The sequence below is a fragment of the Usitatibacter rugosus genome, assembly GCF_013003965.1.
Lineage (GTDB): Bacteria > Pseudomonadota > Gammaproteobacteria > Burkholderiales > Usitatibacteraceae > Usitatibacter > Usitatibacter rugosus.
The window spans coordinates 2,106,965-2,131,757 of sequence record NZ_CP053069.1 but is presented as its reverse complement, the minus strand read 5'-3'; the positions used below and the strand labels follow the sequence as shown (position 1 = coordinate 2,131,757).

Here is a 24,793-nt window from a genome sequence, read left to right as displayed (position 1 = left end):
TCTAGCGCGGCACGTGCCCCACGGAATCGGCGTACTTCTTCATCGCCTCCTCGCCGAGGTACTCGCGCTCCCACGTGCGGACCTGGTCGAAGCCGGCGAAGGTATGGAGGTCGCCCAGCGGATGGTCCTTGAAGCGCGCATTGAAGCGCGTCTCGGCCGCCGGGCCGTCGGCCTTCAGCTCCTTCGCGAGGTCGTGCATCGCCGCCAGGGCGGCACGCAGCAGCGGGTTGGGCGAGATGCACATCGCGATGCCCATCGAGCGCATCTCGTCGACGGTGAAGCGCGGCGAGACGCCCGTCATGTTGTAGAAGACCGGGCCCTTCACCTCGCGGCAGATCCGCTTCACTTCATCGGCCGACGTCGGGCCCTCGATGAACGCGAGGTCGGCTCCGGCGCCGAGGAAGGCGTTGGCGCGCTTGATGGCCTCGTCGAGCGAGCCGCCGTGCGCTCCGCGCGCGTCGGTGCGGGCGACGATCACGAAATCGGGATCGATGCCGTTCTTCGCATCGACCGCCGCACGGACCTTGCCCACGGCCTCCTCGAAGGAGATCACGACGCGGCCCGCGACGTGGCCGCAGCGCTTGGGACTCACCTGGTCTTCCATGTGCACGCCGGCCACACCCGCCGCGATGTACTCGCGCATGGTGCGCATCACGTTGATGGCGTTGCCGAAGCCGGTGTCGCAATCGGCGAGCAGCGGGATCTTCACGGCCTGCGCGATGTAGCGCGCGTTGGCGACCATCTCCGTCATCGTCGTGAGGCCGACGTCCGGCAGGCCCGTGAGCGAGAGCGACGTGCCGTAGCCCGACATGTAGATCGCCTCGAAGCCCGCCTCCTCCAGCACCCGGGCGCTCATCGCGCTGTAGCAGCCCGGCACGTAGAGCGTCGGCCCCTGGGCGATCAAGCCCCGCAACTGCGTCGTCATGCGTTTCATCAGTCCGCCTTCGCTCCAGAGTCCTTGACCACCTTCATCCAGATCGCCTGCTCGCGCAGCAGCAGCTCGCGCAGCTCGTCGGGCGTGTTGCCCACCGGTTCGGCGCCGAGCTTCGAGAGCCTGTCGCGCACCGCGGGCGAGGCGAGCGCCTTCACCGCGGAGGCATGCAGCCTGGCGACGATCTCCTTCGGCGTTCCGCCCGGGGCCAGCAGCGCATACCAGGTGTCGGAGGCGTAGCCCTTCACGGTCTCGCCCAGCGTCGGAATCTCCGGGTTGCTCTGGGCACGCTTGGTGCTCGTGATGCCGATCGCCTTCAGCCGCCCGTCCTTGATCAGCGGCTGCAGGGGGAGCAGCCCGTCCATCGCGAGCTGCACCTGGCCGGCGAGCACGTCCTGCCGCGCGGGCGTCGAGCCTTTGTACGGCACGTGCACGATGTCGATGCCCGCCATCGAGAGGAAGAGCGCCATGTTGAGGTGCGTGGCCGAGCCCGTGCCGGCCGAACCGTAGTTCAGCTTGCCGGGGTTCTTCTTCGCGTAATCGATGAGCTCCTGCGTCGTGTTCACTGGAACCGACGGATGCGCCACGATCACCTGGTGCGTGTTGGCGAAGACCGTGATCGGCTCGAAGCCCTTGATCGGGTCGTAGGTCTTCTTGCCGGCGTGCAGCGCGGGAATGATCACGTGCGCCGGGCTCACGAGCAGCATCATGTAGCCGTCGGCCGGCGCCGCGGCCACGAGCTCCGTGCCGACGAGGCCGCCCGCACCGGGCTTGTTGTCGATGACGATCGGCTGCCCCAGGTCGCGCGACATCTCGTCGCCCACGGTGCGAGTCAGCGTGTCGCCCGTTCCGCCCACGGCAAACGGCACGACGATGCGAATGGGTTTCGCGGGATAGGACTGGCACCAGGCGGCGCCCGACGCGGCCATCGCAAAGACGGCCATCGCCTTCCAGATTCTCTTCATCGCTCCTCCGAGCGGCTTTCCGCCGCCTCGAGACGAATGTAGCACGCGTGATTCGCGCTTCGATTCGTCACCCGGGGGATGAAGGCCTCACCTTTCCGCGAGCACCTGCACGGCACCGCGCATCGAAGCCTCGTAGATTTGTTCGACCGCCACGCGCGGGACCGGACCGGCGCTCGCGGGCGTCGGATCGGCCTGGCCGAGCACCCGTCGAAGCTGCGACGGCGTGAGGACGCGGTTGCCGGAAAGCGCGACTCCGACGAGGCGGCCGCCCTGATCGTAGACCGGCCCACCGCGAGGACCGGCCGGCATCTCGACGCCGATGTCGCGCAGCTTGCCGTCGGACGTCGCCGCGCCGAGAAAGCCGCTGCGCAGCACCGGCCAGCGCGGCTGCGCGTCGCCGGAGGCGACGTATTCGATCGCGAACGCGGGACTGCCCGGAAACGGATCTCGCTCGGCGACGCGGGAGTCGCCCGGCGGCAACGGCTTGTCCAGGTGAAGAACCACCAGGCCCAGCTCGCGGTTGCGCCGCTCGACGCGTGCCGTCACGGCCTCGCCGAGGGCGTTGCGCAGCCAGACGCGCGAGGACGCGGGAACCGCCGCCAGCGGTGCGATGGCACGCCGTCCCTCGTCCACCAGCACGGCGGAGCCCGCAACGTGCAAACCCGGCGCAATCGTCGAGGCATCGAACGGCGCCATGCGCGCGGGAGCCTGCAGCAAGGGACCGCGCGCGAGCGGCGAGCCCGAACGCACCTGGGTCCGAACCTCCTGGAGAACCGCGGCGCTGCCGAAACGCGACCGGGCCTCGTCGAGCATGCGTTCCGCGTGCACGCCCTGCCCGCCGACGTAGAGCAGCCACGCGTACAACGCCGCACCGCCCGGCGCATCGCGATGCGCGCTCGCCGTGTGCGCGACGAACGCAACCGCCCTCCGGTACTCCCCGCCCTGCATGTACGCGCGCACGAGACCCATCTCGGAATCGGCGGCGTGGCGCATCCCCGCCGCACGGTCGAACGCGGCGATGGCCGCTTCGACTTGTCCGTGCGCGAGCGCGGCCTCGCCCTGCGCGAGAAAGCGCTGGCGCTCGGCTTCGGTTTCGGGGCGAATCGGTGCGGGCTCGACGCCGGCCGCCCGCCGCTTCGCGGCATCCATCACGTCGCGAAGCCGCTGGTCCGCCGGATCGGCGGCCACCGCGAGTCCGGCCAGGGCGAAGGCGAGCGCCCCGGCCGCGAATCGACTCACGGGTTGGTGTCGGCGCCGGTCGGGCAGTTCGTGCCGCCCGTCCGGTTGATGCGGGCCGAGCCCGCGTCCTCCGTGCGTGCGCCCGGGGCATACGCAGCCTTGGGGGCCTTGAAGTTCGACATGTAGGCCACGAACGCATCGATGTCCTGCGCGCCGCCGAGCTGGCTCGTGCCCTTGAGGAACGTCGAGTAGCCGTCGCCGCCGGTCGCCATGAAGTTGTTCACGGTGACGCGGTAGGTCTTCGTCGGGTTCGCGAGTACGCCGTTGGTGACGATCGTCTCCGTGGCGCCACCGCTGCTGAGCGTGACGCTGCGGATGCGCGAGTTGCACGCCTGGCTGCCATCCCACGTGTACTTGAGGCCTGCCGAGGCGAGCATCACGCGCGTCGTGGTGGCGCCCTGGCCCTTGCAGCCCGCGAACTGCTCCTCGAGCACGTCCTTCAGGTCCTGCTGCGTGAGCGTCATGGTGACCAGCGTGTTGCCGAACGGCTGCACGGTGAACGCTTCGCCGTACGTCATGTTGCCGTCACCCTCGCCCACCGTCTGCGCGAAGCCGTAGCCGGGATTGCGGACGCCGCCGCCGTTCATGAACGCGATCGTCGCATTGCCGAACGTGGCCGCCTTCGTGGCATCGAGCATGGCGTCGGCGATGAGGTCGCCGGCCGGCATGTTGCACGCCTTGTCCGTGCGCGAGTTCGACAGGGTCACCGTGTGCGAGCCGATCACCTGGTTCGCGATCGGCGACACGAGGCCGTTGTACGCGGTGACGAGGCTCGCCACGGCGGCGGTCGCCGGCGTGGCCGGGTCGTTGCGCGCGATGAGGCGGTTGGCCGCGGTGACGGCGGTGATGTCCTTCGTCTCCGGATTGATCGTGACGTCGATCTCCGTCACGGTCCGCCCGAACGCCGGCGTGCTCGTGACCGGGATCAGGCGGCCGGCGGCGTTGGGGAGTTTGCAGTTGTACGCGGCGTGCGTATGGCCGCTCACGACGACATCGACCGCGTCGTCGAGCTTCTTCACGATCTCGGCGATGGCCGAGCCCGCGAGGTTGCCTTCGCACCCGTTGATGTCCGACAGCGACCCGGTCTGGAAGCCGCCTTCGTGCACGAGCACGACGATCGCCTGGATGCCCTGGGCCTTCAGCGTCGGCACCAGCGCGTTGACCGTCGTCGCCTCGTCGCGGAACTCCAGGCCCGCCACGCCGGTAGGCGTCACGATCGTGGGCGTGGCCTTCAGCGTCATGCCGATGAACGCGACCGGCACGCCGTTGAAGGTCTTGGTGCCGAAGGCGGGCAACAGCGGCTGGCCGTCGCTCGTCTTCACCACGTTGGCCGAGAGCCACTTGAACTTCGCCCCTTCGAAGGGAACGGGCGTTCCGACGGTGGCGCCGCGGCAGCTCGCCGGATCCGTCGTGCCGTTGGTGACTTTGCAGCCGCCGTTCTGCAGGCGCAGCAATTCCGCGGAGCCCTTGTCGAACTCGTGGTTGCCGACGCTCGTGAACTCCATGCCGATGCGGTTCAGCGCCTCCACGGCCGGCTCGTCGAAGAACAGCGCGGAGATGAGCGGCGAGGCTCCGATGTTGTCGCCCGCGCCGACCACGACGCTGTTCGGGTTGGCCGCCTTCATCTTCGCCACGTACGCGGCGAGGAACTCCGCGCCGCCGACGGCGGGGCGATCGGCGGCGGGAACCGCGGTGCTCACGCCGAACGTCCCGGGCGACTGCAGGTTCCCGTGGAAGTCGTTGATCGCGATGATCTTGACGGCGAAAGGCGGCTGCGGCTCGGGATCGCTGCCGCCGCCACAGGAGGCAACGACGACCGCGGTGGAAATCAGGGTAACGGCTCCGATGGCGAAGCGACGAGCGTTCATGCGGGGATCTCCTCGGTGGACCAGCGCCCGCGATCCTAGGGGCGCGCGGTGACTACCGCGTGACACCGCCGTCACGATTCCGCAACGAGGCGCTACACTTCGCTCGCCATGAACCTCGCACTCAAGATCGACGTCGACACATTCCGCGGCACGCGCATCGGCGTTCCGCACCTGATGGACATGCTCAAGCGCCACGATGCCGGCGCCACGTTCCTCTTCAGCCTCGGCCCCGACCACACGGGCCGCGCGATCAAGCGCGCGTTCCGCCCCGGCTTCATGAAGAAGGTCGGCCGCACGTCGGTCATGTCGCATTACGGCGTGAAGACGCTGCTCTACGGGACGCTGCTGCCGGGGCCCGACATCGGCAAGCGCTGCACGCCGGTCCTGCGCAGCGTGCGCGACGCGGGCTTCGAGGTCGGCATCCACACGTGGGACCACGTCGAGTGGCAGGACCATGTCGGCACGGAAGACGCCGCGTGGACGGAGGAGCGCATGGCCAAGGCACGAGACCGGTTCCGCGAGGTCTTCGGCGCGGAGCCCGAGGTCCACGGGGCCGCGGGCTGGCAGATGAACGTCCACGCCTACCGGCGCACGCAATCCTTCGGCTTCCGCTACGCCTCCGACACGCGCGGCACCCATCCTTTCCTGCCGGTGGTGCGCGGCGAGATCGTCGCCTGCCCGCAGTTCCCCACCACGCTGCCGACGCTGGACGAGATGATCGGCCTGGACGGCGTGACCGAAGCCAACGTGGCCGAGCGCGTCCTCGCCCTCACCGCCGAGCCGCGCGACCACGTCTATACGCTGCATGCCGAGCTGGAGGGCATGAAGCTCGCCCCGGCGTTCGAAGCACTCCTCGCCGGCTGGAAGGACCAGGGCTACAAGCTCACCTCGCTGGCCGGGCTGGCGGCGGCCCAGCCCCCCGGCGGGCTGCCCCTCCACACCGTCCTGGATACCCCTCTCCCGGGTCGGTCCGGCACCCTCTCCACGCAGGGTCCGGCCTTTCTCCAAGACCGATCATCCCCATAGCTTGCGTTCCTCAAGCGACTTGTGCACCATAGGTTGCGCATGGTCAGGAAATCCCAGATTTGAGCGAACCTCCGGCACTCCCGGATTTCGAGCTCCCCGCCACCGGTAACCAACGGTTCCGGCTCTCGGCCTACAACGCCCCGTTCGTCCTGTACTTCTATCCCAAGGACAACACCCCCGGCTGCACCATCGAGGGCGAGGCGTTTCGCGACTTGCACCCCGAATTCGTGAAGGCCGGCGTGGCGGTATTCGGCGTCTCGCGCGATTCCGTGGCCTCCCACGAGAAGTTCAAGTCGAAGTTCTCCTTCCCCTTCGAGCTGCTCTCGGATGCCGATGAAGAGGTCTGCCTCGGCTTCGGCGTCATGAAGATGAAGAACATGTATGGCAAGCAGGTGCGTGGCGTCGAACGCAGCACCTTCGTGATCGACCGCAGCGGGCGCATCGTGCGCGAATGGCGGGGGGTGAGAGTCCCCGGCCACGCCCAGGAAGTGCTCGAGTTCGTACGATCCGCTCGCCTATAAGCCTTTCCCACCCCACCACCCACTCGATGCCCAACGACACCCTGAGAGACTCCTCCCGCCACGACGCGGAGGAGGCGACGTCCCCTGCCTCTCGTTCGGAGGTGCCCATGACCACGCGTAGACGAGAGCGGGAGCCCGGCTCCGCCAAGCCAGGCAAGTCCGCCGGCACCGCCAAGCTCTTCGTGCTCGACACCAACGTGTTGATGCACGATCCCACCAGCCTCTTCCGCTTCGAGGAGCACGACGTGTACCTGCCCATGGTCACGTTGGAGGAGCTGGACGACAACAAGAAGGGCATGAGCGAAGTCTCGAGGAACGCCCGCCAGGCGAGCCGCTTCCTGGACGAGATCGTGTCCTCCGGCGAAGGCGACATCGAGAACGGGTTCTCGCTGAAGGCCAAGAGCCATGGCGAGGCCCTGGGCCGCCTCTTCCTGCAGACGCATTCCGTCACGGTGGAGATCCCGGATTCCGTCGCCTCGCAGAAGGCCGACAACGTGATCCTCGGCGTCGCGGCGCACCTGAAGCAGAAATTCCCCAAGCGCGATGTCGTGCTGGTGTCCAAGGACATCAACATGCGCATCAAGGCGCATGCGATCGGGCTACCCGCCGAGGACTACTTCAACGACAAGGTCCTCGAGGACACCGACCTCCTCTACACCGGCGTGATGGAGCTGCCCCAGGACTTCTGGGACAAGCACGGCAAGGACGTCGAGAGCTGGCAGGAGCACGGCCGCACGATGTACCGCATCAAGGGGCCGCTGGTGCCCTCGATGCTCGTGAACCAGTTCGTGTTCCACGAGGGCGACAAGCCGTTCCTCGCCATCGTGAAGAACATCCGCGGCAAGCAGGCGGAGCTGCAGACGCTGCGCGATTATTCGCACCACAAGAACAACGTGTGGGGCATCACGGCGAGGAACCGCGAGCAGAACTTCGCGCTCAACCTGCTGATGGATCCCGAGATCGACTTCATCACCCTCCTCGGCCAGGCCGGCACCGGCAAGACGCTGCTCACGCTGGCCGCAGGCCTGATGCAGACGCTCGAGTACAAGGTCTACACCGAGATCATCATGACGCGGGTCACCGTCCCCGTCGGCGAGGACATCGGCTTCCTGCCCGGCACCGAGGAAGAGAAGATGACGCCGTGGATGGGCGCGCTCGAGGACAACCTGGACGTCCTCATGAAGACCGACGACGAGGCCGGGGACTGGGGCCGGGCGGCTACAGCCGACCTCATCCGCTCCCGCATCAAGGTGAAGTCGCTCAACTTCATGCGCGGCCGCACCTTCATCAACAAGTTCCTCATCATCGACGAGGCGCAGAACCTCACGCCCAAGCAGATGAAGACGCTCATCACCCGCGCCGGACCCGGCACCAAGGTGGTGTGCCTGGGCAACATCGCGCAGATCGACACGCCCTACCTCACCGAGGGCTCGTCGGGCCTCACGTACGTGGTGGACCGCTTCAAGGGCTGGAACCACGGCGGGCACATGACGTTGACGCGCGGCGAACGCTCGCGCCTCGCCGACCACGCCGCCGAAGTCCTCTAAATTAATTGGGGTCAGACTCCCATTTCGAAATGGGAGTCTGACCCCAATTTAATTCCCTTATTTATTGGTGCCTTGGTACTCGCGGGGACTCATGCCGAAGGTTCGGTAGAAGGTCCGCCGCATGTGGTCTTCGCTGCCGAAGCCACAGCGTCGCGCTATCGCGTCGAGACGCAAGTTGCTTTCCTCCAGGAGCCTGCGCGCCATTTCCACGCGGGCGTGCTCGACGAACTTCGCGGGTGAGGTGCCCAGCTCCTTCTGGAAGAGGCGGGTCAGCGTCCTCTCGCTCATCGCGGCGCGCTCGGCCATGCGCTGCACCGAGATCTCCTCGCCGGTCGAGCGCAGGAGCCATTCCAGCAAAGGGGCTAGCTGCGGATGGCTCACGGATTGGGCCGCGAGCTGCGCGCTCACCTGCGGCTCGTCGCCGGGGCGCTTCATCCACATGACCTTGTCGCGCGCCACGGCCACGGCGACGTCGCGCCCGATGTCTTCCTCGATCAGCGCGGCCGCGAGGTCCATGGCCGCGGCGATGCCCGCGCAGGTGTAGACGTTGCCGTCCTTCACGAACACGAGGTCGCGCTCGACGTGGATCGCGGGATAGTCGGTGGCGAGGGTGTCGCGGTGGCGCCAGTGCGTCGTGGCGCGCTTGCCGTCGAGCAGGCCCGCCTTGGCGAGCACGAAGGTGCCCGCCCCCAGCGCCACCACGCGCCGCGCCCGGGCCGCGGCCGAGCGCACGAATTCCATGAGGGCCGGATCGGCGAGCGCGTTCTCGACCTCGCCGCCCGCGACGACCAGCGTATCCATGTCGGAGGCGGCGGAGGCGAAGGTCGCGTCGGCCACGATCGCGAGCCCGCAGGACGACGTGACGGGATCGAGGCTCGCCGCCACGACCCGCGTCGCATAGGGGGGCTCGGAGAACGACCCGGGGCGCAGGCTCCGCACGGCACTCCACGCGCCGCGCAGCATCTCCATCGGTCCCGCGACGTTGAGGACCTGGACGCCCGGGAACGCGACGAGGGTTACGAGCCGGGGGTCCTGTCGAGCCATTGAAGGGCTTCGTGCAGGCGGGTGCGCTCCTCGTGGAGGCCGCCCAGCTGCACGTCGCAGCGCGCGATGGGTTGCGGATAGTGGCGGATCTCGTCGTTCACCTCGACGAGCTTCGCCTGCAGCTGGTCACGGATGTACACGCGAATGTCCATGGGTCCTCCGGGCGCCGTTGGGGCGCCCACCAAGCTACGCCCCCGCCGCCGCGGCGCGCGACAGGCTTCGGGCGTTTTGCGACAGGAACGCGCCCACCTCGGCCACGAAGGCATCGACCCCCGCCGCGTCGACGTCCAGGTGCGTCACCAGGCGCGTACGCGCGTCGATGAAGCACAGCATGTCCTTCGAGCGCAGGTGCTCCTGGAGCGGCTTGCAGATCTCCTTCGGGAAAGCGGCGAAGACCATGTTGGTCTGCACCGGGTCCGAAGCGATCCCCGCAGCGGCCAAGCCCTTGGCGAGGCGCTGGGCGTTGGCGTGGTCCTCGGCCAGGCGATCGACGTGGTGCTCGAGCGCGTACAGGCCCCCCGCGGCCAGCACGCCCGCCTGGCGCATGGCACCGCCCACCATCTTGCGGATGCGGCGGGCGCGCTCGATCACGTCGCGCTTGCCGACCAGCACCGTGCCGGCAGGCGCGCCCAAGCCCTTCGAAAGGCAGGCCGAGACCGTGTCGAAGCCGGTGCAGAGATCCTTCACCGGCATGCCCAGCTTCACGGCCGCGTTGAACACGCGCGCTCCGTCGAGATGGATCGAGAGGCCGCGGCGGCGCGCGAGCGCGATCGCATCGGCCATGTAGGCACGGCCGATCACCTTGCCGCCGATCGTGTTCTCGAGGGCGATCAAGCGGGTGATGGCGAAGTGCGAGTCGTCGGGCTTGATCGCCGCCTCGACCTCGGCGAGATCGAGCGAGCCGTCGGGCTTGTTGTTCAGCGGCTGCGGCTGGATCGAGCCCAGCACCGCCCCGCCCCCGCCCTCGTACTTGTACGTGTGGGCCTGCTGGCCGACGATCACCTCCTCGCCGCGCTGGCAGTGCGCCATCAGTGCCGCGAGGTTCGACTGCGTGCCGGTCGGGAAGTAGAGCCCCGCCTCCATGCCGAACATGGACGCCGCGAAATCCTGCAGCTTGTTGATCGTGGGGTCGTCGCCGAAGACGTCGTCGCCGACGTCGGCCTGCGCCATCGCGGTACGCATCGCGGTCGTGGGACGGGTAACGGTGTCGCTGCGGAAATCGATAGTCATGACGGTTCCTGCGTGGAAGCGATTTCGAGGGCGAGGCGGATCTCGGCGTCCTGCGGGCCGGGCCCCAGGGTGTCGAGGAGCGCGATCGCGGCTTGCGGCGTGGCGGACTTCGCGAACCACGGCAGCGCGTGCTTCACGAGGTAGTCGCCGAAGCCGTTCGCGAAGTGGCCTACCTCGGCCGGAGACGTAACGCGCCACTGGCCCGGCTCGGTGGGCGGATGCGGGCCGAATTGCATCACGGCGGCGCCCACGTCCAGGCGCGGTGTCGCGAGCGATTGGGGTTCCCCGTGCAAGGCCTTCTGCACCGGGTGGATCAGGACCCGAAGCGAGACGAGGACAGCGCCCCCGGGCCCGCTCCAGTCCTTGCCGCGATAGACCTCGATGTCCATGTCGCGGAAAGGACCCGTGGCCACATAGCGGCGGATGGTCTGCTCGAAGAGCGGCGTGGCCGGGCGGAAGCCCAGGGCGGCCAGGTGGTCGGCGATCTTCTGGTCGGTGGCTTCGCCGATGAGGCGGAGCAAGGCGGGACGGTCTGTCATCCCGCCATTTTACAGGCGCGGGACACGCGCCTCTCTAACGGTCCTTTGACTCGTCAATGGTTAGGCGCTTGTAGTTCGGCAGCCAAACATTCTTGTAGCGCCAGTTGAGATACACACCGAGTCCGCCCGCATCGGGGAAGACGGTGGAGAAGTTGTATCCAGCAGCATCAAGTCGCTTCAGAATTGTGAAGCAAGCGCTCTTGGCGATCGGGACGCGAAAGACGACGTCCGGTTTGAACGGCTTTCTCGGATCCCCGTGGATCGTAAGGATGCTTCCTTGAGATGCAATTCGCTCACTAACAAACGGAGGGCGGTAGCTACGCGGACTCCTTATCTTGAACGGAGCGCGCTCCTCTGCGCTGCTTATGTGTTGCACGTCACAGGTGATCCAAATTGCAGGATCTGGTGCCAACTTTGCCTCCGGTCGTTGTCTATTTGACCGGGTCAAGAGGCCCTTCACTCGCGCCTCAACGGGTGAGACGCGCTCTAGGTACTGCTCACAGGCAAACCAGGACGCAACGAGAATGTTTTCCGTCCAATCAAGCAGGCGCGTCGGGACACCATAGTGCTGAGCCACAGCGAGCCATTCAAGCTCGTGTCTTGGCTGAAATCTCAAGAGAGGTGGCGCCCTGTCCTGGAACAATCGCAGAACAGCTCGCTCGTCCTTCAGCTGATACGGCATGTGGATTCCCGAGTCAGGTTTCCACTTTCGGGCGTCAGATCTACCGATCTTCGGAATCAGGTCGAAGTCACCGCGACAAACCCCGCGGAACAACCAACCCCGATTCCTGAACAACGAACAGTGCGCGAGAAGTTTCGGGATGTCGTACCAAGAGTCGATCGCCCGTACTGGAAGTGCGTCATATCGGCGCTTCTTCGAAAGTGCCATACCCGCTAGCGAAGCAGCGTGTTGAACTTCTCCAGCGCCGCGTTGCCGGGGCAGAGCTCGCGCTCGTTCAGCTGGTTCAGCGGCGTGGCCACCGTATTCAGGGAATCGTGGAGGTCGCGCGGGTGGGCGTTCAGGTACAGCAGCCCGGTGGCGATCTCGCCGCGCGCGTAGCGCTCCTGCACGAAGTTCATGGCGGTGATGCGGTTCGAGGCGTCGTAGCCCGCGTCGATCTTGCGCAGCCGCAGCACCGAGCCGTCGTGCTGCTTCACCTCCTGCACGGTGCCCGCGTCGTACTGCGTGGTGATCTCGCGATGCATCGTGATCACGTCCAGCGCGTTCACGGCCTCGTTGTGCTCGCGCACGTAGTCGTAGCTCTTGGTGGACCCTTCGTGATTGTTGAAGGCCACGCAGGGCGAGAGCACGTCGATGAACGCGGCACCCGGATGCGTGAGCGCGCCCTTGATGAGCGGCACCAACTGCGCCTTGTCGCCCGAGAAGCTGCGCGCGACGTAGGTGGCGCCGAGCTGGAGCGCCAGGAGGGCGAGGTCGATCGATTCGTCCGCGTTCAGCGCCCCGCGCTTGCTCTTCGAGCCGCGGTCGGCCGTGGCCGAGAACTGGCCCTTGGTGAGGCCGTACACGCCGTTGTTCTCGACGATGTACGTCATGTTCACGCCCCGGCGCATCACGTGGGCGAACTGGCCCAGGCCGATGGATGCGGAATCGCCATCCCCGGACACGCCGAGATAGATGAGGTCGCGGTTCGCGGCATTCGCTCCGGTCAGCACCGAAGGCATGCGGCCGTGGACCGTGTTGAACCCGTGCGACTGGCCCAGGAAATACGTAGGCGTCTTGGACGAGCACCCGATGCCCGAGAGCTTCGCCACGCGATGCGGCGCGATATCCAGCTCGAAGCACGCCTGGATGATCGCCCCCGTGATCGAGTCATGCCCGCAACCGGCACACAGCGTCGACACCGTGCCTTCGTAGTCCCGCCTCGTAAAGCCCAGCTTGTTCTTGGGCAATTCGGGATGGTGGAGCTTCGGCTTCGTGAGATAGGTCATGGTCGAGATCCGTGTTTATCCGTGTTTATCCGTGGACAAAGCCTTATTCCCCGCCACCGGTCGCGGCCGTCTTCTTGATCGGCGTGACATTGAACGCCCCGAGCCGCTGCGCGATCTCGCCCCGGATGAAGCGCGCCGTGATCGGCGTCCCGTCGTAGTGCAGCACCGGCGTCACCTTGTTCGGATCCACGTTGCCCTCGGCGATCAGCAGCGTGCGCAACTGCCCATCGCGGTTCTGCTCCACCAGGAAGACGTGCTCGTGGCGGTTGACCCACTCGATCACTTCCTCGTGGAACGGAAAGGACCGGATCCGCAGCGCGTCGATCTCCACGCTCGCCGCCTCGAGGTCGGCCAGGGCCTCGCGCATCGCGGGGCTGGTCGAACCGTAGTAGATCACTCCGAATCGCGAAGGCTTCCTCGCATCGAAGCGTTCGGGCTTCGGCACGAGGTCCTTGGCGGTCTCGAACTTGCGGAGCAGCCGCTGCATGTTGTCGACGTAGGCCTTGCCGTCCTCGGTGTAGCGCGCATATCTGTCCCGGCTCGTCCCCCGGGTGAAGAACGACCCGCGCTTCGGGTGCGTGCCCGGATAGGTGCGGTACGTGATGCCGTCGCCGTCGACGTCGAGATACCGACCGAAGCGCGCCCCGGCTTCGAGGTCCTGGTAGCTGCGGACCTTGCCGCGGTCGTAGTGGCGGCTGTCGTCCCACTTGAGCGGCTCGCACAGGCGCTCGTTCATGCCGATGTCGAGGTCGAGCAGCACGAACACCGGCGTCTGCAGGCGGTCGGCGAGATCGAACGAGACCGCGGCGTGCTCGAAGCACTCCTTCGGATCCTCGGGGAAGAGCAGCACGTGCTTCGTGTCACCGTGGGATGCATAGGCGCACGACAATACGTCGGCCTGCTGCGTGCGCGTGGGCATGCCCGTGGAAGGGCCGGCGCGCTGCACGTTGAAGACCACCGCGGGAATCTCGGCGAAGTACGCGAGGCCGATGAACTCGCTCATGAGCGAGATGCCCGGGCCCGAGGTGCAGGTGAACGCGCGCGATCCGTTCCACGCCGCGCCGATCACCATGCCGATCGACGACAGCTCGTCCTCGGCCTGGACGATGGCGAAGCGGTTCTTGCTGGTCTCGGGATCGGTGCGGAACTTGCGGCAGTGCTTGGCGAACGCCTCGGCCATCGAGGAGGACGGCGTGATCGGATACCAGGCGGCGAACGTGGCGCCGCCATAGACGCAGCCCAGGGCGGCCGCGCTGTTGCCCTCGAGGAACACCTTCTTGCCCACGCGGTCGGCACGCCGCACGCGGATGCCGAGCGGGCACGGCAGGTTCGCGAGGGCATAGTCGCGGCCCATGTGCAGGGCCTTGATGTTGGGCTCGAGCAGCTTCTCCTTGCCCTTGTACTGCTCGGCGATCAGCTTCTCGATCTCCGGGACGTCGATCTCCAGCAGCGCCGAGAGCGCGCCCACGTAGATGATGTTCTTGAAGAGCTGGCGCTGGCGGGGATCGGAGTACGCGTTGTTCGTGATCTCCGTGAGCGGCATGCCGAGGACATGGATGTCGTCGCGGAACTTGCTCTGCGGCATCGGCCGCGTGGAGTCGTAGAAGAGGTAGCCGCCGGGCTCGATCTCGGCGACGTCCGGCTCCCACGTCTGCGGGTTCATGGCGACCATGAGGTCGCAGCCGCCGCGTCGCCCGAGCCAGCCTTCCTCGCACACGCGGACCTCATACCAAGTCGGAAGCCCCTGGATGTTCGAGGGAAAGATGTTGCGCGGGCTGATGGGCACGCCCATGCGCATGATCGACTTCGCGAACAGCGTGTTGGCCGAGGCCGAGCCCGACCCATTCACGTTCGCGAACTTGATGACGAAGTCGTTGACCGACTCTATTTTCTTCATCTTCGCTGCATCCTCCTCCGAGAGGTGCTTCCCCGCATTCTAGTTCAGCCCTACCCCGGGCGGCGCAAGACCTCCACCAGCCGTTGGGCGATGCCCGCCACGGGTTCCACGTGGTCGACGTACCCCGCCTCGATCGCCGCCTTGGGCATCCCGAAGACGACGCACGAAGCCTGGTCCTGGGCGAAGGTAGCCCCGCCCGAGCGCTTGATGGCGCCCAGGCCCTCGGCGCCGTCCTTGCCCATGCCGGTCAGCAGCACCCCGGCACCCTTGTCGCCGGCGGCCTTGGCCACCGATTCGAACAGCACGTCGACCGAGGGCCGGTGCCGGTTCACGAGCATCTCCTGGCCGATGCGCGCGATGTAGTCGCCGCCCTTCGCGTCGATGCGCAGGTGCCAGTCTCCCGGCGCGATATAGGCATGGCCGGCCTGCAGCGGCTCGCCGTCCTCCGCCTCGGTCACCTTCAGGGCGCAGAGGTCGTCCAGGCGCCGGGCGAAGAGGCGCGTGAACATCTCCGGCATGTGCTGCACGATCGCCACGGGCGGCGAGTTGGACGGGAGCCGTGTTAGGAGCTCGCGGATCATCTCGGTGGCGCCGGTCGAGCCGCCCACGGCGATGAGCGCGCTCGGGCGAAACGTGGCCACGGCTGGAGCGGGCACCGTGGGCGGATCGGGAAACGCGTGCACCTCGGCCTTGGCGGCGGCGCGCACCTTCTCGACCACGTCGTCGCCGAAATTCGCGAGGTCGCGCGAGCCCTCGCCGCCCGGCTTGGTGACGAAGTCCACGGCGCCCAGCTCGAGTGCGCGGAGCGTCACTTGCGCGTTGCTCTCGGTGAGCGAGGAGATCATCACGACCGGCATGGGGCGCAAGCGCATCAGCCGCTCGAGGAAGGTGATGCCGTCCATGCGCGGCATCTCGACGTCGAGCGTGATCACGTCGGGCTTCAGCTGCTTGATCCGCTCGCGCGCCTCGATCGGGTCGCCGGCCGTCCCCACGACCTTGAGGTCGTCCTGCGCCCCGATGATGGTCGAGAGCAGCCGCTGCATCAGCGGTGAATCCTCGACGATGAGGACGCGGATCGCCATCAGACGAAGATGTCCGCGCCGCCGCCCTTGGCGAGCTCGTCGAGCCGCTCGGCGTAGTTGCGCTCGCGGATCAGCACGGTGTCGTTGCTGAGGGTCTTCAGGCGCTTCACCAGCACGCGCCCGGTGTGCGGGAAGAAGTAGACCTTGCTCGCCTCGACGCGGCCGAGATCCTGCGCGAGGACGGGAATGCGCTCGCGCTCCAGGTACTCGACGGCGAACTTCGCGTTCTTGGCGCCCACGTCCGACATGCCGGGCACGATCCGCCCGGCGCCGAAGATCTTCGCCTCCAGCCGGTCGCGCCGCGCGCCGAGCGACAGGAGGTGGTTCACCAGCACCTCCATCGCATATGCGCCATAGCGTGCCGACTCGGAGAGCGGCCCGTCGGGCTGGCCCTCGTGGTGCGGAAGCATGAAGTGGTTCATGCCGCCCACGTTCGTCTCCGGGTCGCGAAGGCAGGCCGAGACGCACGAGCCCAGGACCGTGACGATGACCATGTTGCGCTGCGTGGCGTACACCTCGCCCGGGCCGATCTTCGCGGCGGGCAGGTTGAACTGCCGGTCGATGTAGTGCGAGTCGCGCGTGGTGCCGCTCGACTTGTCCTTGCCGCCGTCGCGCGAGCGCGTCGTCATGCGAACGGCCGTCCCGGATGGCTCGCGCGGCTGTAGACCGTGCGGCCGCGGGGCGCGAGGAGATCCGAGGCGTGCAGCAGGCTCTCGGAATGGCCGGCGAAGTACAGGCCGTCGGCGGCCAGGCGCTTCACGAGGCGCTCCAGCACCGCGCGCTGCGTCGGCTTGTCGAAGTAGATGAGGACGTTGCGGCAGAAGATCGCGTCGAACGGGCCCTCGATGTCCCATTGCACGTCGCGCAGGTTGAGCTGGCGGAATTCGATCAGCGCGCGCAACTCCTCGCGCACGCGGACGAACCCGCGCTTCTCGCCCTTGCCGCGGAGGAAGAAGCGCTTCAGGCGCTCCTCGTCCACGGGTGCCGCGCGCTCCATCGGGTAGATGCCCGCGCTGCCGGTGGCGAGCACCTTGCTGTCCAGGTCCGTGGCGAGGATGCGCACCGGAGGCTCGAACGTGCCGAAGGCCTCGCAGAGCGCCATCGCGATCGAATACGGCTCCTCGCCGGTGGAAGACGCCGCGCTCCACACGCGCACGTGGTTCCCCTTGGCCAGGGCATGCGCGACCAGGATCGGGAAGTGATGCGCTTCGCGGAAGAAGTCCGTCTGGTTCGTGGTGAGCGCATTGACGAAGTGCTCCCACTCGGGATGCAGGTCGTCGTCGAGGACAGCGAGATACGCGGAGAACGTATCGAGGTTCAGCGCCCGCACGCGCTTCGCGACGCGGCTGTAGACCATCTCGCCCTTGCCCTGGGCGAGCGCGATCCCGGCACGGCCATGGATGAGCTTGCGAACGCGTTCGAAATCTTCCCGCGTGTAGGCAAACTCCCGCGTCTCACTCATTCATCAGTTCTTCTGCGACAGGCGCCGCGGCGCATTTCGCGATGGCAGCCGCGAGGCCTTGCCGATCGCCTCGGCCGCCACCGCTTCCACCTTCGACGCCGGCGCCGGGGCGGCTCCCTGGGCTGCCTCGGAAGCCTGCAGGCGGAACGCTCCGACGACCGCCGCGAGGCGCGACGTCTGGCGCGTGAGCGCCTCGGTGGCGGCGAGGATCTCCTCGACCATCGCCGCGTTCTGCTGCGTGACGCGCTCCATCTGCGTGATCGTCTGTCCCACCTGCTCGATGCCGCTGCTCTGCTCGACGCTCGCGGCCACGATGCCGTTCATCAGCCCGTCGACCTCCGAGACGCGCGCGTTGATGTCGCCGATGGCCTCGGCCACCTCGTCCACGAGGCGGGCTCCGTCGGTCACCTGGGCGCTCGAGGTCGTCACCAGCCCCTTGATCTCGCGCGCGGAGTCCGCGCAACGCTTGGCGAGGTTGCGAACCTCGGAAGCCACCACCGCGAAGCCGCGGCCGTGCTCGCCGGCGCGCGCGGCTTCCACCGCGGCGTTCAGCGCCAGGATGTTGGTCTGGAAGGCGATCGAGTCGATCATCCCGACGATCTCGCCCACGCGCTTGGTGCTGCCGCGGATCGAGTCCATGTGGTCCACGACGCGCGAGGCCGCTTCCATGCCGCGCGTGGTCGCGTCCGACGCCTTGCCGGTGAGCTTGAGCGTCTCGCGCGCGCTGTCCATGTTCTGCCGGACGCTCGCGGTGAGCTCCTCCATGCTGGAGGCCGCCTCCTCGATCGCCGTGGCCTGCGATTCCGTGCGCTCGGAGAGGTCGCGGTTGCCGCCCGAGAGCTGGCGCGCCTCGCTCGCCACCGACTCGGCCACCGAGCGCACCTCGCCCACCATGCGCGCGAGCGCCTGGTTCATGGTGCGAAGCGCCTGCATGAGGCGCGCGGTCTCGTCCGTGCCGCGCACCTCGACGACCTGCGTGAGGTCCCCGGAGGCGACGCGGTCGGCGACATCCAGCGCACCGCCGATGGCCCGGCTGATGGAGCGCATGAGGAAGAAGCCCAGCAGCGCCGCCGCGCCCACCACGCCCACGGCGAGGAGAAGCAGGAGGTTGCGCTGCGCGACGAGGCTGCCCCGCCGGTCCGAGAGCTGCATCGCCAGCACCTGCGTGCCGCGGTCGTAGAGCTCGAAGGTCTTGTCGACGGCGTTCGGGACGTCGCGCGCCGAGGCCCATTCCGGGCGGTTCGACCGCGCGGAGCGCACCGAGGAATCCACGGTGCGGAGGAAGCGGTTGGCCGTCGCGTCCAGCGCGCTGAAGGGGAGCTTCAGGGTCGCGGTGCTTTCGGCGTCCACGCGCGCGAGGTTCTTCGAATCCATGTCGATCGCGTCGACGTCGGCCTGCGCCAGCGCCCCGCCGACCTGCAGCTTGTCCAGCTCGACGATGCCGGGGGCATTGCGCGAGTCGATCATCGGCAGCAGCGAGCGGATCTCGCCCAGGCGGCCGGCGAGCACGGGCACGCGCTCCACGACGATGCGCACGAGGTAGTAGCTCGCGGGATCCGGGTCCACGTAGAGGCCCGAGAGGCGGCCCACCTGCGAGAAGCGCGGCATCACGTTCATCGTGAGCAGCTCGTTGTGCTCGAGCCAGGTCTCTTCCGGCGGCCGGTTCTCGACGCTGCGCCGGACGATGTCCCAGGCGACGGCGGTGTCCGAGAGACCGGCGCTCACCTCCGGGGCCCAGGCGACGCTGGCCGCGAGCTGGGTCGCCTCGTCCAGGTCGCGCTGCACTTCGGTCGCGAGCTTGGTGACCTTCGCCTGCGCGCTCGCATCGCCCATGCGCCATCGCACGGAGGCGTCGCGGTGCTCGACCAGCGAGTACAGGACCTTCTTCAGCCCCTGGTGGACCACCAGGCCCTGGCGCTCGCGGTCGACCTGGACCACGCGATCGTTGATCTCCAGCAGCAGCAGCGCCAGCGTGAGCGCGAGCGGGATGAGGCTGGCCGCGGCGATCAGCAGGAACTTGGTGCCGATGGAAAGCGATCGCTTGGCCTCGACCTTCATGCCCCCTCCGCCATGTCCGAGACGAGCGCCATCTCGCGTGCGCCCATGAGCTTCTCGATGTCGGTGATGATGAGGAGTTGGCCCTCGACCGTCGCGAGGCCGAGGATGTACTGGGTGTCGAGCACGGCACCGAATTCCGGCGCCGGCTTCACCGCGTCCTCGGGAAGCGTGATCACGTCCGAGACGCCGTCGACCACGACGCCCACCACGCGCCCCAGCACGTTGAGGATGATCACCACCGTGCTGCCGTCGTAGCGGGCCTCGCCCACGGACAGCTTGAGGCGGAGGTCGACGATCGGCACGATGTGGCCGCGCAGGTTGATCACGCCCTTGATGAAGTCGGGGGCGTTGGCGATGCGGGTGGGCGGCTCGTAGCCGCGGATCTCCTGCACCTTGAGGATGTCGAGGCCGTAGCTTTCGGTCCCGAGCGTGAATGTGAGCAGCTCGCGTTTCATCAGAATTCCTCCCACTCCTCGTGTCCGTCCGTCTTGGGGCCGGCCTTCTGGCCCAGGGTGCGGGCGGGACGCGCCGCGGGAATGGCGGGCGCCACGGGCGCCGGACGTGCGGGCGTTCCGGGCAGGCGCGCCGTCTCGTCGATGCGGAACTGGCCGACCAGCCCGGACAGCCGCGCCGATTCCTCCTTGAAGGTGAGCGCGGAGGCGGTGGCCTCCTCCACGAGCGCGGCGTTCTGCTGCGTCATGTCCTCCAGCTGCATCAGGGCCTTGTTCATTTCCTCCACGCCCGAGCTCTGCTCGCGCGAGGCGACCGCGATCTCGCTGATGAGGTCCTTCACCTGCTGAACGCTCACCACCACGTCGTTCATGATGTGGCCGGCATCCTGCACGAGCTTCGCACCCTGGTCGACGTTGCCGACCGAGTCTCCGATCAAGCCCTTGATCTCCTTGGCCGCCTCGGCGGAGCGCTGCGCAAGGCTCCTCACCTCGCCCGCGACCACCGCGAAGCCGCGGCCCTGCTCGCCGGCGCGCGCCGCTTCCACGGCCGCGTTCAGCGCGAGAATGTTCGTCTGGAAGGCGATCGACTCGATGACGCCGATGATGTCGACGATCTTCTTCGAGCTCTTGTCGATCAGGTCCATCGTCGTGACGATCCGGTTCACGAGCGCCGCACCCTTGTTGGCCACGCCCGCGGCGTTGCCGGAGAGGTCGTTGGCGAGCTTGCAGTTGTCCGCGTTCTGGCGGACCGTCGCGGCGAGCTCTTCCATGCCCGAGGCGGTTTCTTCCAGCGTGGAGGCCTGCTGCTCGGTGCGCTGCGAGAGGTTCACGTTGCCCGCGGCCAGCTCGTCGGCGGCGGCGCGCGCGGCTTCCGCGCTCTGCTGCGCCTGCACGGTGAGCGTGCGCAGCCGGTCATGGGCGTCGGCGAGCGTGCCGAAGAGCGAGGCGAACTGGCCCTCGCCCAGGCGCGCGCGCACTTCCTCCTGCGTCATCAGGTCGCCGCCGCGCAGGTCGCGCTCGTTCAGGCGCGAGGCGACGCTGCGCACGATCTTCCACGCCTCGTCGGCGCTGTAGTAGTGCGAGGCTCCGCAGTACCAGGCGAAGACGTACGTCACCAGGATGGCGATGCCCACGGGCGAGAGCCACATCGGCGGGTTGGCGACGACGGCGATCGCGAGCGGCACGGTGTAGAGGATGGCGATGAGCGGCAGCTTGATCTGGTTTCGCAACCGGATGAAGAAGGCCATGCCTGGCGACAGGATCCATTTCATGATGTTTGCATCCTCAGAATTCCTCCCACTCCTCGTGCCCGGCGCCTTTCGGCTTGAATCCGAGACCACGAGCGGGCCGGGGCGGTACCACGGCCACGGGTTCAGGTGCGGAGACGGGCGCCGCGTAAGGCTCGGCACCCGGCAAATCTTCCGAATCGTCCAGCCGGAACTGGCGGACGAGCCCGGAGAGCTGCGCGGCTTCTTCCTTGAAAGTGAGAGCCGATGCGGTCGCCTGCTCGACCAACGCCGCATTCTGTTGCGTCATCCCTTCCAACTGCATCAACGCCTTGTTCATCTCGCCGACGCCCGAGCTCTGCTCGCGCGAGGCGACGGCGACTTCGCTGATCAGGTCCTTCACCTGCTTCACGCTCACCACCACGTCGTTCATGATGTGGCCGGCGTCCTGCACGAGCTTCGCGCCCTGGTCGACGTTGCCCACCGACTCGCCGATCAGGCTCTTGATCTCCTTGGCCGCCTCGGCGGAGCGCTGCGCGAGGCTCCTCACCTCGCCCGCCACCACGGCAAAGCCGCGGCCCTGCTCGCCGGCGCGCGCCGCTTCGACCGCGGCATTCAGCGCGAGGATGTTGGTCTGGAACGCGATCGACTCGATCACGCCGATGATGTCGACGATCTTCTTCGAGCTCTTGTCGATCAGCGTCATCGTCGTGACGATGCGATGGACGAGCTCGGCGCCCTTGTTCGCGACACCCACGGCGTTGCCCGAGAGGTCGTTGGCGAGCTTGCAGTTGTCCGCGTTCTGCTTCACGGTCGCCGCGAGCTCCTCCATGCCCGACGCCGTTTCTTCCAGCGTGGAGGCCTGCTGCTCGGTGCGCTGCGAGAGGTTCACGTTGCCCGAGGCGAGCTCGTCGGCGGCGATGCGCGCCGCATCGGCGCTCACGCGCGCGTGCGTCACCAGCTCGCGAAGCCGGTCGTGCGTGTCGAGGAGCGTGGCGTGCAGCCGGCCGAAATGTCCCGAGCCCAGGGCCTCGCTGGCTTCGTCGCGCGAGTAGCCGTCGGAGTCCAGGCCGCGAAGGTCGTGCTCGGAGAGGCGCCCGGCCACGCGCTGGACGTGCAGCCAGCTCTCGTCGGCCGCGGAGATGTGCGCGCCCATGCAGTACCAGGCGAACGCGAAGGTGAGGGCCACGGCCCACGCCGAGGGCGATGTCCAGCCCGAAGGGGGCGCGACAAGGGCGATCACGAGGGGAACGCAGAACAGGCTTGCGAGGATCGGCAGCTTCGACTTGTACTGCATCCGGATCAGGAGCGCGGCCGCCGGACGGAAGAACCAATGCATTTTTTTATTTTCGTTCATGGGAGTGCTCATTCACGAGCGGCCCTCACCAGGCTCGCCACGTCCAGGATCAGCGTCACCCGGCCCTCGCCGAGGATGGTTGCGCCGGCGATGTAGCCGACCTTGCGATAGTTGCGCTCGAGGCTCTTGATCACGACCTGCTCCTGGCCGACCAGCGCGTCGACCAGCAGCGCGACCTTGTTGCCTTCCGCTTCGAGCACGATCAGCAGGCCGTCCTCGAACGCCGCCGCGCCTTCCGTCGCGGTGAGGCGGGCCAGCTCCAGCAGCGGCAGGTACTCGCCGCGCAGCTCCACCAGCATGCCGCGCCCCGCGATGCTCTTCATCGTCGAGGGATCGGGCTGCAGGCACTCCACGATCGACGTCATCGGGACGATGTAGGCGTCCGCGCCGATCGTGACCAGCATGCCGTCGATGATCGCGAGCGTGAGCGGCAGGCGCAGCACGACTTCGGCGCCGCGGCCCGGCTTCGATTCGAAGCGCAGCGTCCCGGCCAGCGCGAGGATGTTCTTCCGCACGACGTCCAGGCCCACGCCGCGCCCGGAAAGCTCGCCCACCTCGGCCGCGGTCGAGAACCCCGGCTCGAAGATGAGCTCGCAGGCGCGCTCGGCGTCGATGGTCTCGCCCGGCATCAGCAGGCCCACTTCGCGTCCCTTCGCCTGCACGCGCGCGACGTCGATGCCGCGGCCGTCGTCGGACACGCGGATCTCGATGTGCCCGCCCTTGTGCTCGGCGTGCAGCTTGAGCGTCGCGCCCTCGGGCTTGCCCGCGGCCTTGCGCTCGGGCGGCGCCTCGATGCCGTGGTCGAGAGCGTTCCGCACCAGGTGCGTCAGCGGATCGACCAGCTTCTCGATGACCGACTTGTCGAGCTCCGCGTCGCCGCCGGTGATCTCGAGGGTGATCTGCTTGCCGGTGCGCTGCCCCACGTCGCGCACCAGCCGCGCGAACCGGCCGAACGCGTGGCTCATCGGCAGCATGCGGATCGACATCACGCGGTCCTGGAGATCGCGCGTGTTGCGCTCGAGGCTGGCGAGGATCTGCTCCAGCCGCTCGATGGCGGACGGATCGAGCGTGCTCACCGCTTGCTTGAGCATCGTCTTGGTGATGACCAGCTCGCCCATCAGGTTGATCAGCTCGTCGACGCGGTCGCGGCTCACGTGCAGCCGGTCGGTGCGCAGCTCCGCGCCGACCTCCTCGTCTCCGCGGCGTTCGGCTCGGCGGCGATCGGCCTGGCGGCGGTCGCGCCTTTCGTCGGAGGCGCGGCGCTCGGGAACAACCGGAGCGGCGGCGGCCGCCGCGGGCGCGGGCGTGTCGACGGCGATCGTCACGCGGCTCTCCTCGCCGGCCCAGGCGAACACCTCCTCGATGTCGCCGCGCGGCGTGGCCGTGGTGAGCAGGAGGTCCCAGGCGAGGTAGCAGGCCTCGGGATCGAACGCTTCCGGAGCCGGCAGCCGTGCGGTATCCGCCTTGGCCACCAGCGTGCCCATCTCGGAGAGCACCTTGAACATGCGCAGCGGGTCGTTGCCCGAGCGGAAGAAATCGAGCGAGGGCTCGAAGCGGATTCGGTAGGTGACCTGCGCGGGCCCGGCGGTATCGGCTTCCGAGGGCTTGGCAGCCTGCGGCGCGAACGGATTGTCGGGCGAGAGGTGGCGCAGCGTCTCCACCAGCAGGACGGAGCGGTTGGCATCGACCTCGCCCCCGTCGCGCGCCGCCTTCAACAGGGAGCGCGTGTGGTCGACGCTGGCCAGCAGCGCGTCCACCGCGCTGCCCGCGACGGCGACCGAGCCCTTGCGCGCATGGTCGAGGAAGCTCTCGAGGTGGTGCGTGAATTCCCCGATGGGACCGAAGCCGAGGCTGCCGGCGGCGCCCTTCACGGAGTGCACGGCGCGGAAGATCGCGTTGACGCGTTCCTCGGCGGCACCGGGGTCGCGGTCGCCCGCGGACTCCAGCGCCAGCAGGTGGGCCTCGGTGGCGTCCATCGCCTCGAGGCTCTCGGTGAAGAAGCTTTCGTGGAAGCGGGTGAGGTCGATCGTCATTGCAGACCCGACCTCAGTCGAGGACCTTCCGCAGCGTCTGGATCAGCACTTCGGGACTGAAGGGCTTCACGATCCAGCCGGTGGCGCCGACCTCGCGGCCCTTGGCCTTCACGTCCTGCCCGGCTTCGGTGGTGAGGACGAGGATGGGGGTGAACTTGAAATCGGCGAGCTCGCGAAGCGACTTCACGAGGTCGATGCCGTTCATGCCCGGCATGTTCACGTCGGTGATCACGAGGTCGAACTTGCGCCCGCCCTTCGCTTCCGCGAGCGCCGCGATGCCGTCGGCCGCCTCCGTCACCTCGTGGCCCGCGTCCTGCAATGTGAAGCTCACCATCTGCCGCATGGTGGTGGAATCGTCGACGACCA

Annotated in this window: 23 protein-coding genes; 3 read left to right on the top strand and 20 right to left on the bottom strand. The window is 67.8% G+C overall.

Annotation, left to right across the window (positions count from 1 at the left end; all coding sequences use genetic code 11):
• Window position 1 precedes the first annotated feature (1 nt).
• The 4 genes from DSM104443_RS10230 to DSM104443_RS10215 form a co-directional block, all read right to left on the bottom strand.
• Complete coding sequence (locus tag DSM104443_RS10230; RefSeq protein WP_171091878.1) at window positions 2-934, bottom strand: isocitrate lyase/PEP mutase family protein; 933 nt, start codon at window positions 932-934, stop codon at window positions 2-4.
• Window positions 934-1,896, bottom strand: a complete 963-nt coding sequence (locus DSM104443_RS10225; RefSeq protein WP_171091876.1) for a tripartite tricarboxylate transporter substrate binding protein — start codon at window positions 1,894-1,896, stop codon at window positions 934-936. Before DSM104443_RS10225 ends, DSM104443_RS10230 begins: the two co-directional genes overlap by 1 nt.
• 87 nt (window positions 1,897-1,983) lie before the next feature.
• Window positions 1,984-3,135, bottom strand: coding sequence for a tetratricopeptide repeat protein (locus DSM104443_RS10220; RefSeq protein ID WP_171091874.1), 1,152 nt, complete (start codon window positions 3,133-3,135; stop codon window positions 1,984-1,986).
• Window positions 3,132-5,003 (bottom strand): bifunctional metallophosphatase/5'-nucleotidase, encoded by a 1,872-nt coding sequence (locus DSM104443_RS10215; protein WP_171091872.1) that lies wholly within the window; start codon window positions 5,001-5,003, stop codon window positions 3,132-3,134. The genes DSM104443_RS10220 and DSM104443_RS10215 overlap by 4 nt, the downstream gene beginning before the upstream one ends.
• Before the next feature lie 108 nt (window positions 5,004-5,111).
• Between DSM104443_RS10215 and DSM104443_RS10210 the strand changes: the two genes are divergently transcribed.
• The 3 genes from DSM104443_RS10210 to DSM104443_RS10200 all read left to right on the top strand — a co-directional run bounded on the left by DSM104443_RS10210 (window position 5,112) and on the right by DSM104443_RS10200 (window position 8,097).
• Window positions 5,112-6,029, top strand: coding sequence for a polysaccharide deacetylase family protein (locus tag DSM104443_RS10210; protein ID WP_171091871.1), 918 nt, complete (start codon window positions 5,112-5,114; stop codon window positions 6,027-6,029).
• Between the two features lie 59 nt (window positions 6,030-6,088).
• Window positions 6,089-6,550, top strand: a complete 462-nt coding sequence (locus DSM104443_RS10205) for a peroxiredoxin (protein WP_171091869.1) — start codon at window positions 6,089-6,091, stop codon at window positions 6,548-6,550.
• A gap of 107 nt (window positions 6,551-6,657) precedes the next feature.
• The gene (locus tag DSM104443_RS10200) at window positions 6,658-8,097 is read left to right on the top strand and encodes a PhoH family protein (RefSeq protein ID WP_212757091.1); all 1,440 of its coding nucleotides are present in this window, start codon (window positions 6,658-6,660) and stop codon (window positions 8,095-8,097) included.
• 57 nt (window positions 8,098-8,154) lie between these two features.
• Here DSM104443_RS10200 and DSM104443_RS10195 read toward each other — a convergent pair whose 3' ends face one another.
• Genes DSM104443_RS10195 through DSM104443_RS10120 form a run of 16 tightly spaced genes read right to left on the bottom strand, consistent with a single transcriptional unit; the run spans window position 8,155 to window position 24,770 of the window.
• Window positions 8,155-9,141, bottom strand: coding sequence for a GlxA family transcriptional regulator (locus tag DSM104443_RS10195; protein WP_171091864.1), 987 nt, complete (start codon window positions 9,139-9,141; stop codon window positions 8,155-8,157).
• Entirely contained in the window at window positions 9,114-9,293 is a 180-nt protein-coding gene (locus tag DSM104443_RS10190) for a hypothetical protein (protein ID WP_171091862.1), read from the bottom strand. Before DSM104443_RS10190 ends, DSM104443_RS10195 begins: the two co-directional genes overlap by 28 nt.
• Window positions 9,294-9,327: 34 nt before the next feature.
• Window positions 9,328-10,371, bottom strand: coding sequence for a low-specificity L-threonine aldolase (gene ltaE, locus DSM104443_RS10185; RefSeq protein WP_171091860.1), 1,044 nt, complete (start codon window positions 10,369-10,371; stop codon window positions 9,328-9,330).
• Window positions 10,368-10,910: a hypothetical protein gene (locus DSM104443_RS10180; protein ID WP_171091857.1), complete on the bottom strand. Its 543-nt coding sequence runs from the start codon at window positions 10,908-10,910 to the stop codon at window positions 10,368-10,370. The genes ltaE and DSM104443_RS10180 overlap by 4 nt, the downstream gene beginning before the upstream one ends.
• Window positions 10,911-10,944: 34 nt before the next feature.
• Entirely contained in the window at window positions 10,945-11,799 is an 855-nt protein-coding gene (locus tag DSM104443_RS22175) for an FRG domain-containing protein (RefSeq protein ID WP_171091855.1), read from the bottom strand.
• Window positions 11,800-11,804: 5 nt separating this feature from the next.
• On the bottom strand, window positions 11,805-12,860 hold the full coding sequence (locus DSM104443_RS10170) for a 2-oxoacid:ferredoxin oxidoreductase subunit beta (RefSeq protein WP_171091853.1): 1,056 nt from the start codon (window positions 12,858-12,860) through the stop codon (window positions 11,805-11,807).
• A 43-nt stretch (window positions 12,861-12,903) separates the two neighbouring features.
• Window positions 12,904-14,757: a 2-oxoacid:acceptor oxidoreductase subunit alpha gene (locus DSM104443_RS10165; RefSeq protein WP_171091851.1), complete on the bottom strand. Its 1,854-nt coding sequence runs from the start codon at window positions 14,755-14,757 to the stop codon at window positions 12,904-12,906.
• Window positions 14,758-14,807: 50 nt separating this feature from the next.
• Window positions 14,808-15,839 (bottom strand): protein-glutamate methylesterase/protein-glutamine glutaminase, encoded by a 1,032-nt coding sequence (locus DSM104443_RS10160; RefSeq protein WP_281359562.1) that lies wholly within the window; start codon window positions 15,837-15,839, stop codon window positions 14,808-14,810.
• Window positions 15,839-16,468, bottom strand: a complete 630-nt coding sequence (gene cheD, locus DSM104443_RS10155; protein ID WP_171091849.1) for a chemoreceptor glutamine deamidase CheD — start codon at window positions 16,466-16,468, stop codon at window positions 15,839-15,841. Before cheD ends, DSM104443_RS10160 begins: the two co-directional genes overlap by 1 nt.
• A complete protein-coding gene (locus DSM104443_RS10150; RefSeq protein WP_171091847.1) occupies window positions 16,465-17,301 on the bottom strand; it encodes a CheR family methyltransferase in 837 nt (278 codons plus the stop codon). Before DSM104443_RS10150 ends, cheD begins: the two co-directional genes overlap by 4 nt.
• Window positions 17,302-17,304: 3 nt before the next feature.
• Window positions 17,305-19,359, bottom strand: coding sequence for a methyl-accepting chemotaxis protein (locus tag DSM104443_RS10145; protein ID WP_171091845.1), 2,055 nt, complete (start codon window positions 19,357-19,359; stop codon window positions 17,305-17,307).
• Window positions 19,356-19,814, bottom strand: a complete 459-nt coding sequence (locus DSM104443_RS10140; RefSeq protein WP_171091844.1) for a chemotaxis protein CheW — start codon at window positions 19,812-19,814, stop codon at window positions 19,356-19,358. Before DSM104443_RS10140 ends, DSM104443_RS10145 begins: the two co-directional genes overlap by 4 nt.
• Window positions 19,814-21,082: a methyl-accepting chemotaxis protein gene (locus DSM104443_RS10135; protein WP_171091842.1), complete on the bottom strand. Its 1,269-nt coding sequence runs from the start codon at window positions 21,080-21,082 to the stop codon at window positions 19,814-19,816. Before DSM104443_RS10135 ends, DSM104443_RS10140 begins: the two co-directional genes overlap by 1 nt.
• A 13-nt stretch (window positions 21,083-21,095) precedes the next feature.
• Window positions 21,096-22,376, bottom strand: a complete 1,281-nt coding sequence (locus DSM104443_RS10130; protein ID WP_425509624.1) for a methyl-accepting chemotaxis protein — start codon at window positions 22,374-22,376, stop codon at window positions 21,096-21,098.
• A 26-nt stretch (window positions 22,377-22,402) separates the two neighbouring features.
• Window positions 22,403-24,427: a chemotaxis protein CheA gene (locus DSM104443_RS10125; RefSeq protein ID WP_171091838.1), complete on the bottom strand. Its 2,025-nt coding sequence runs from the start codon at window positions 24,425-24,427 to the stop codon at window positions 22,403-22,405.
• Window positions 24,428-24,440: 13 nt separating this feature from the next.
• The gene (locus tag DSM104443_RS10120; protein ID WP_425509631.1) at window positions 24,441-24,770 is read right to left on the bottom strand and encodes a response regulator; all 330 of its coding nucleotides are present in this window, start codon (window positions 24,768-24,770) and stop codon (window positions 24,441-24,443) included.
• Window positions 24,771-24,793 lie beyond the last annotated feature (23 nt).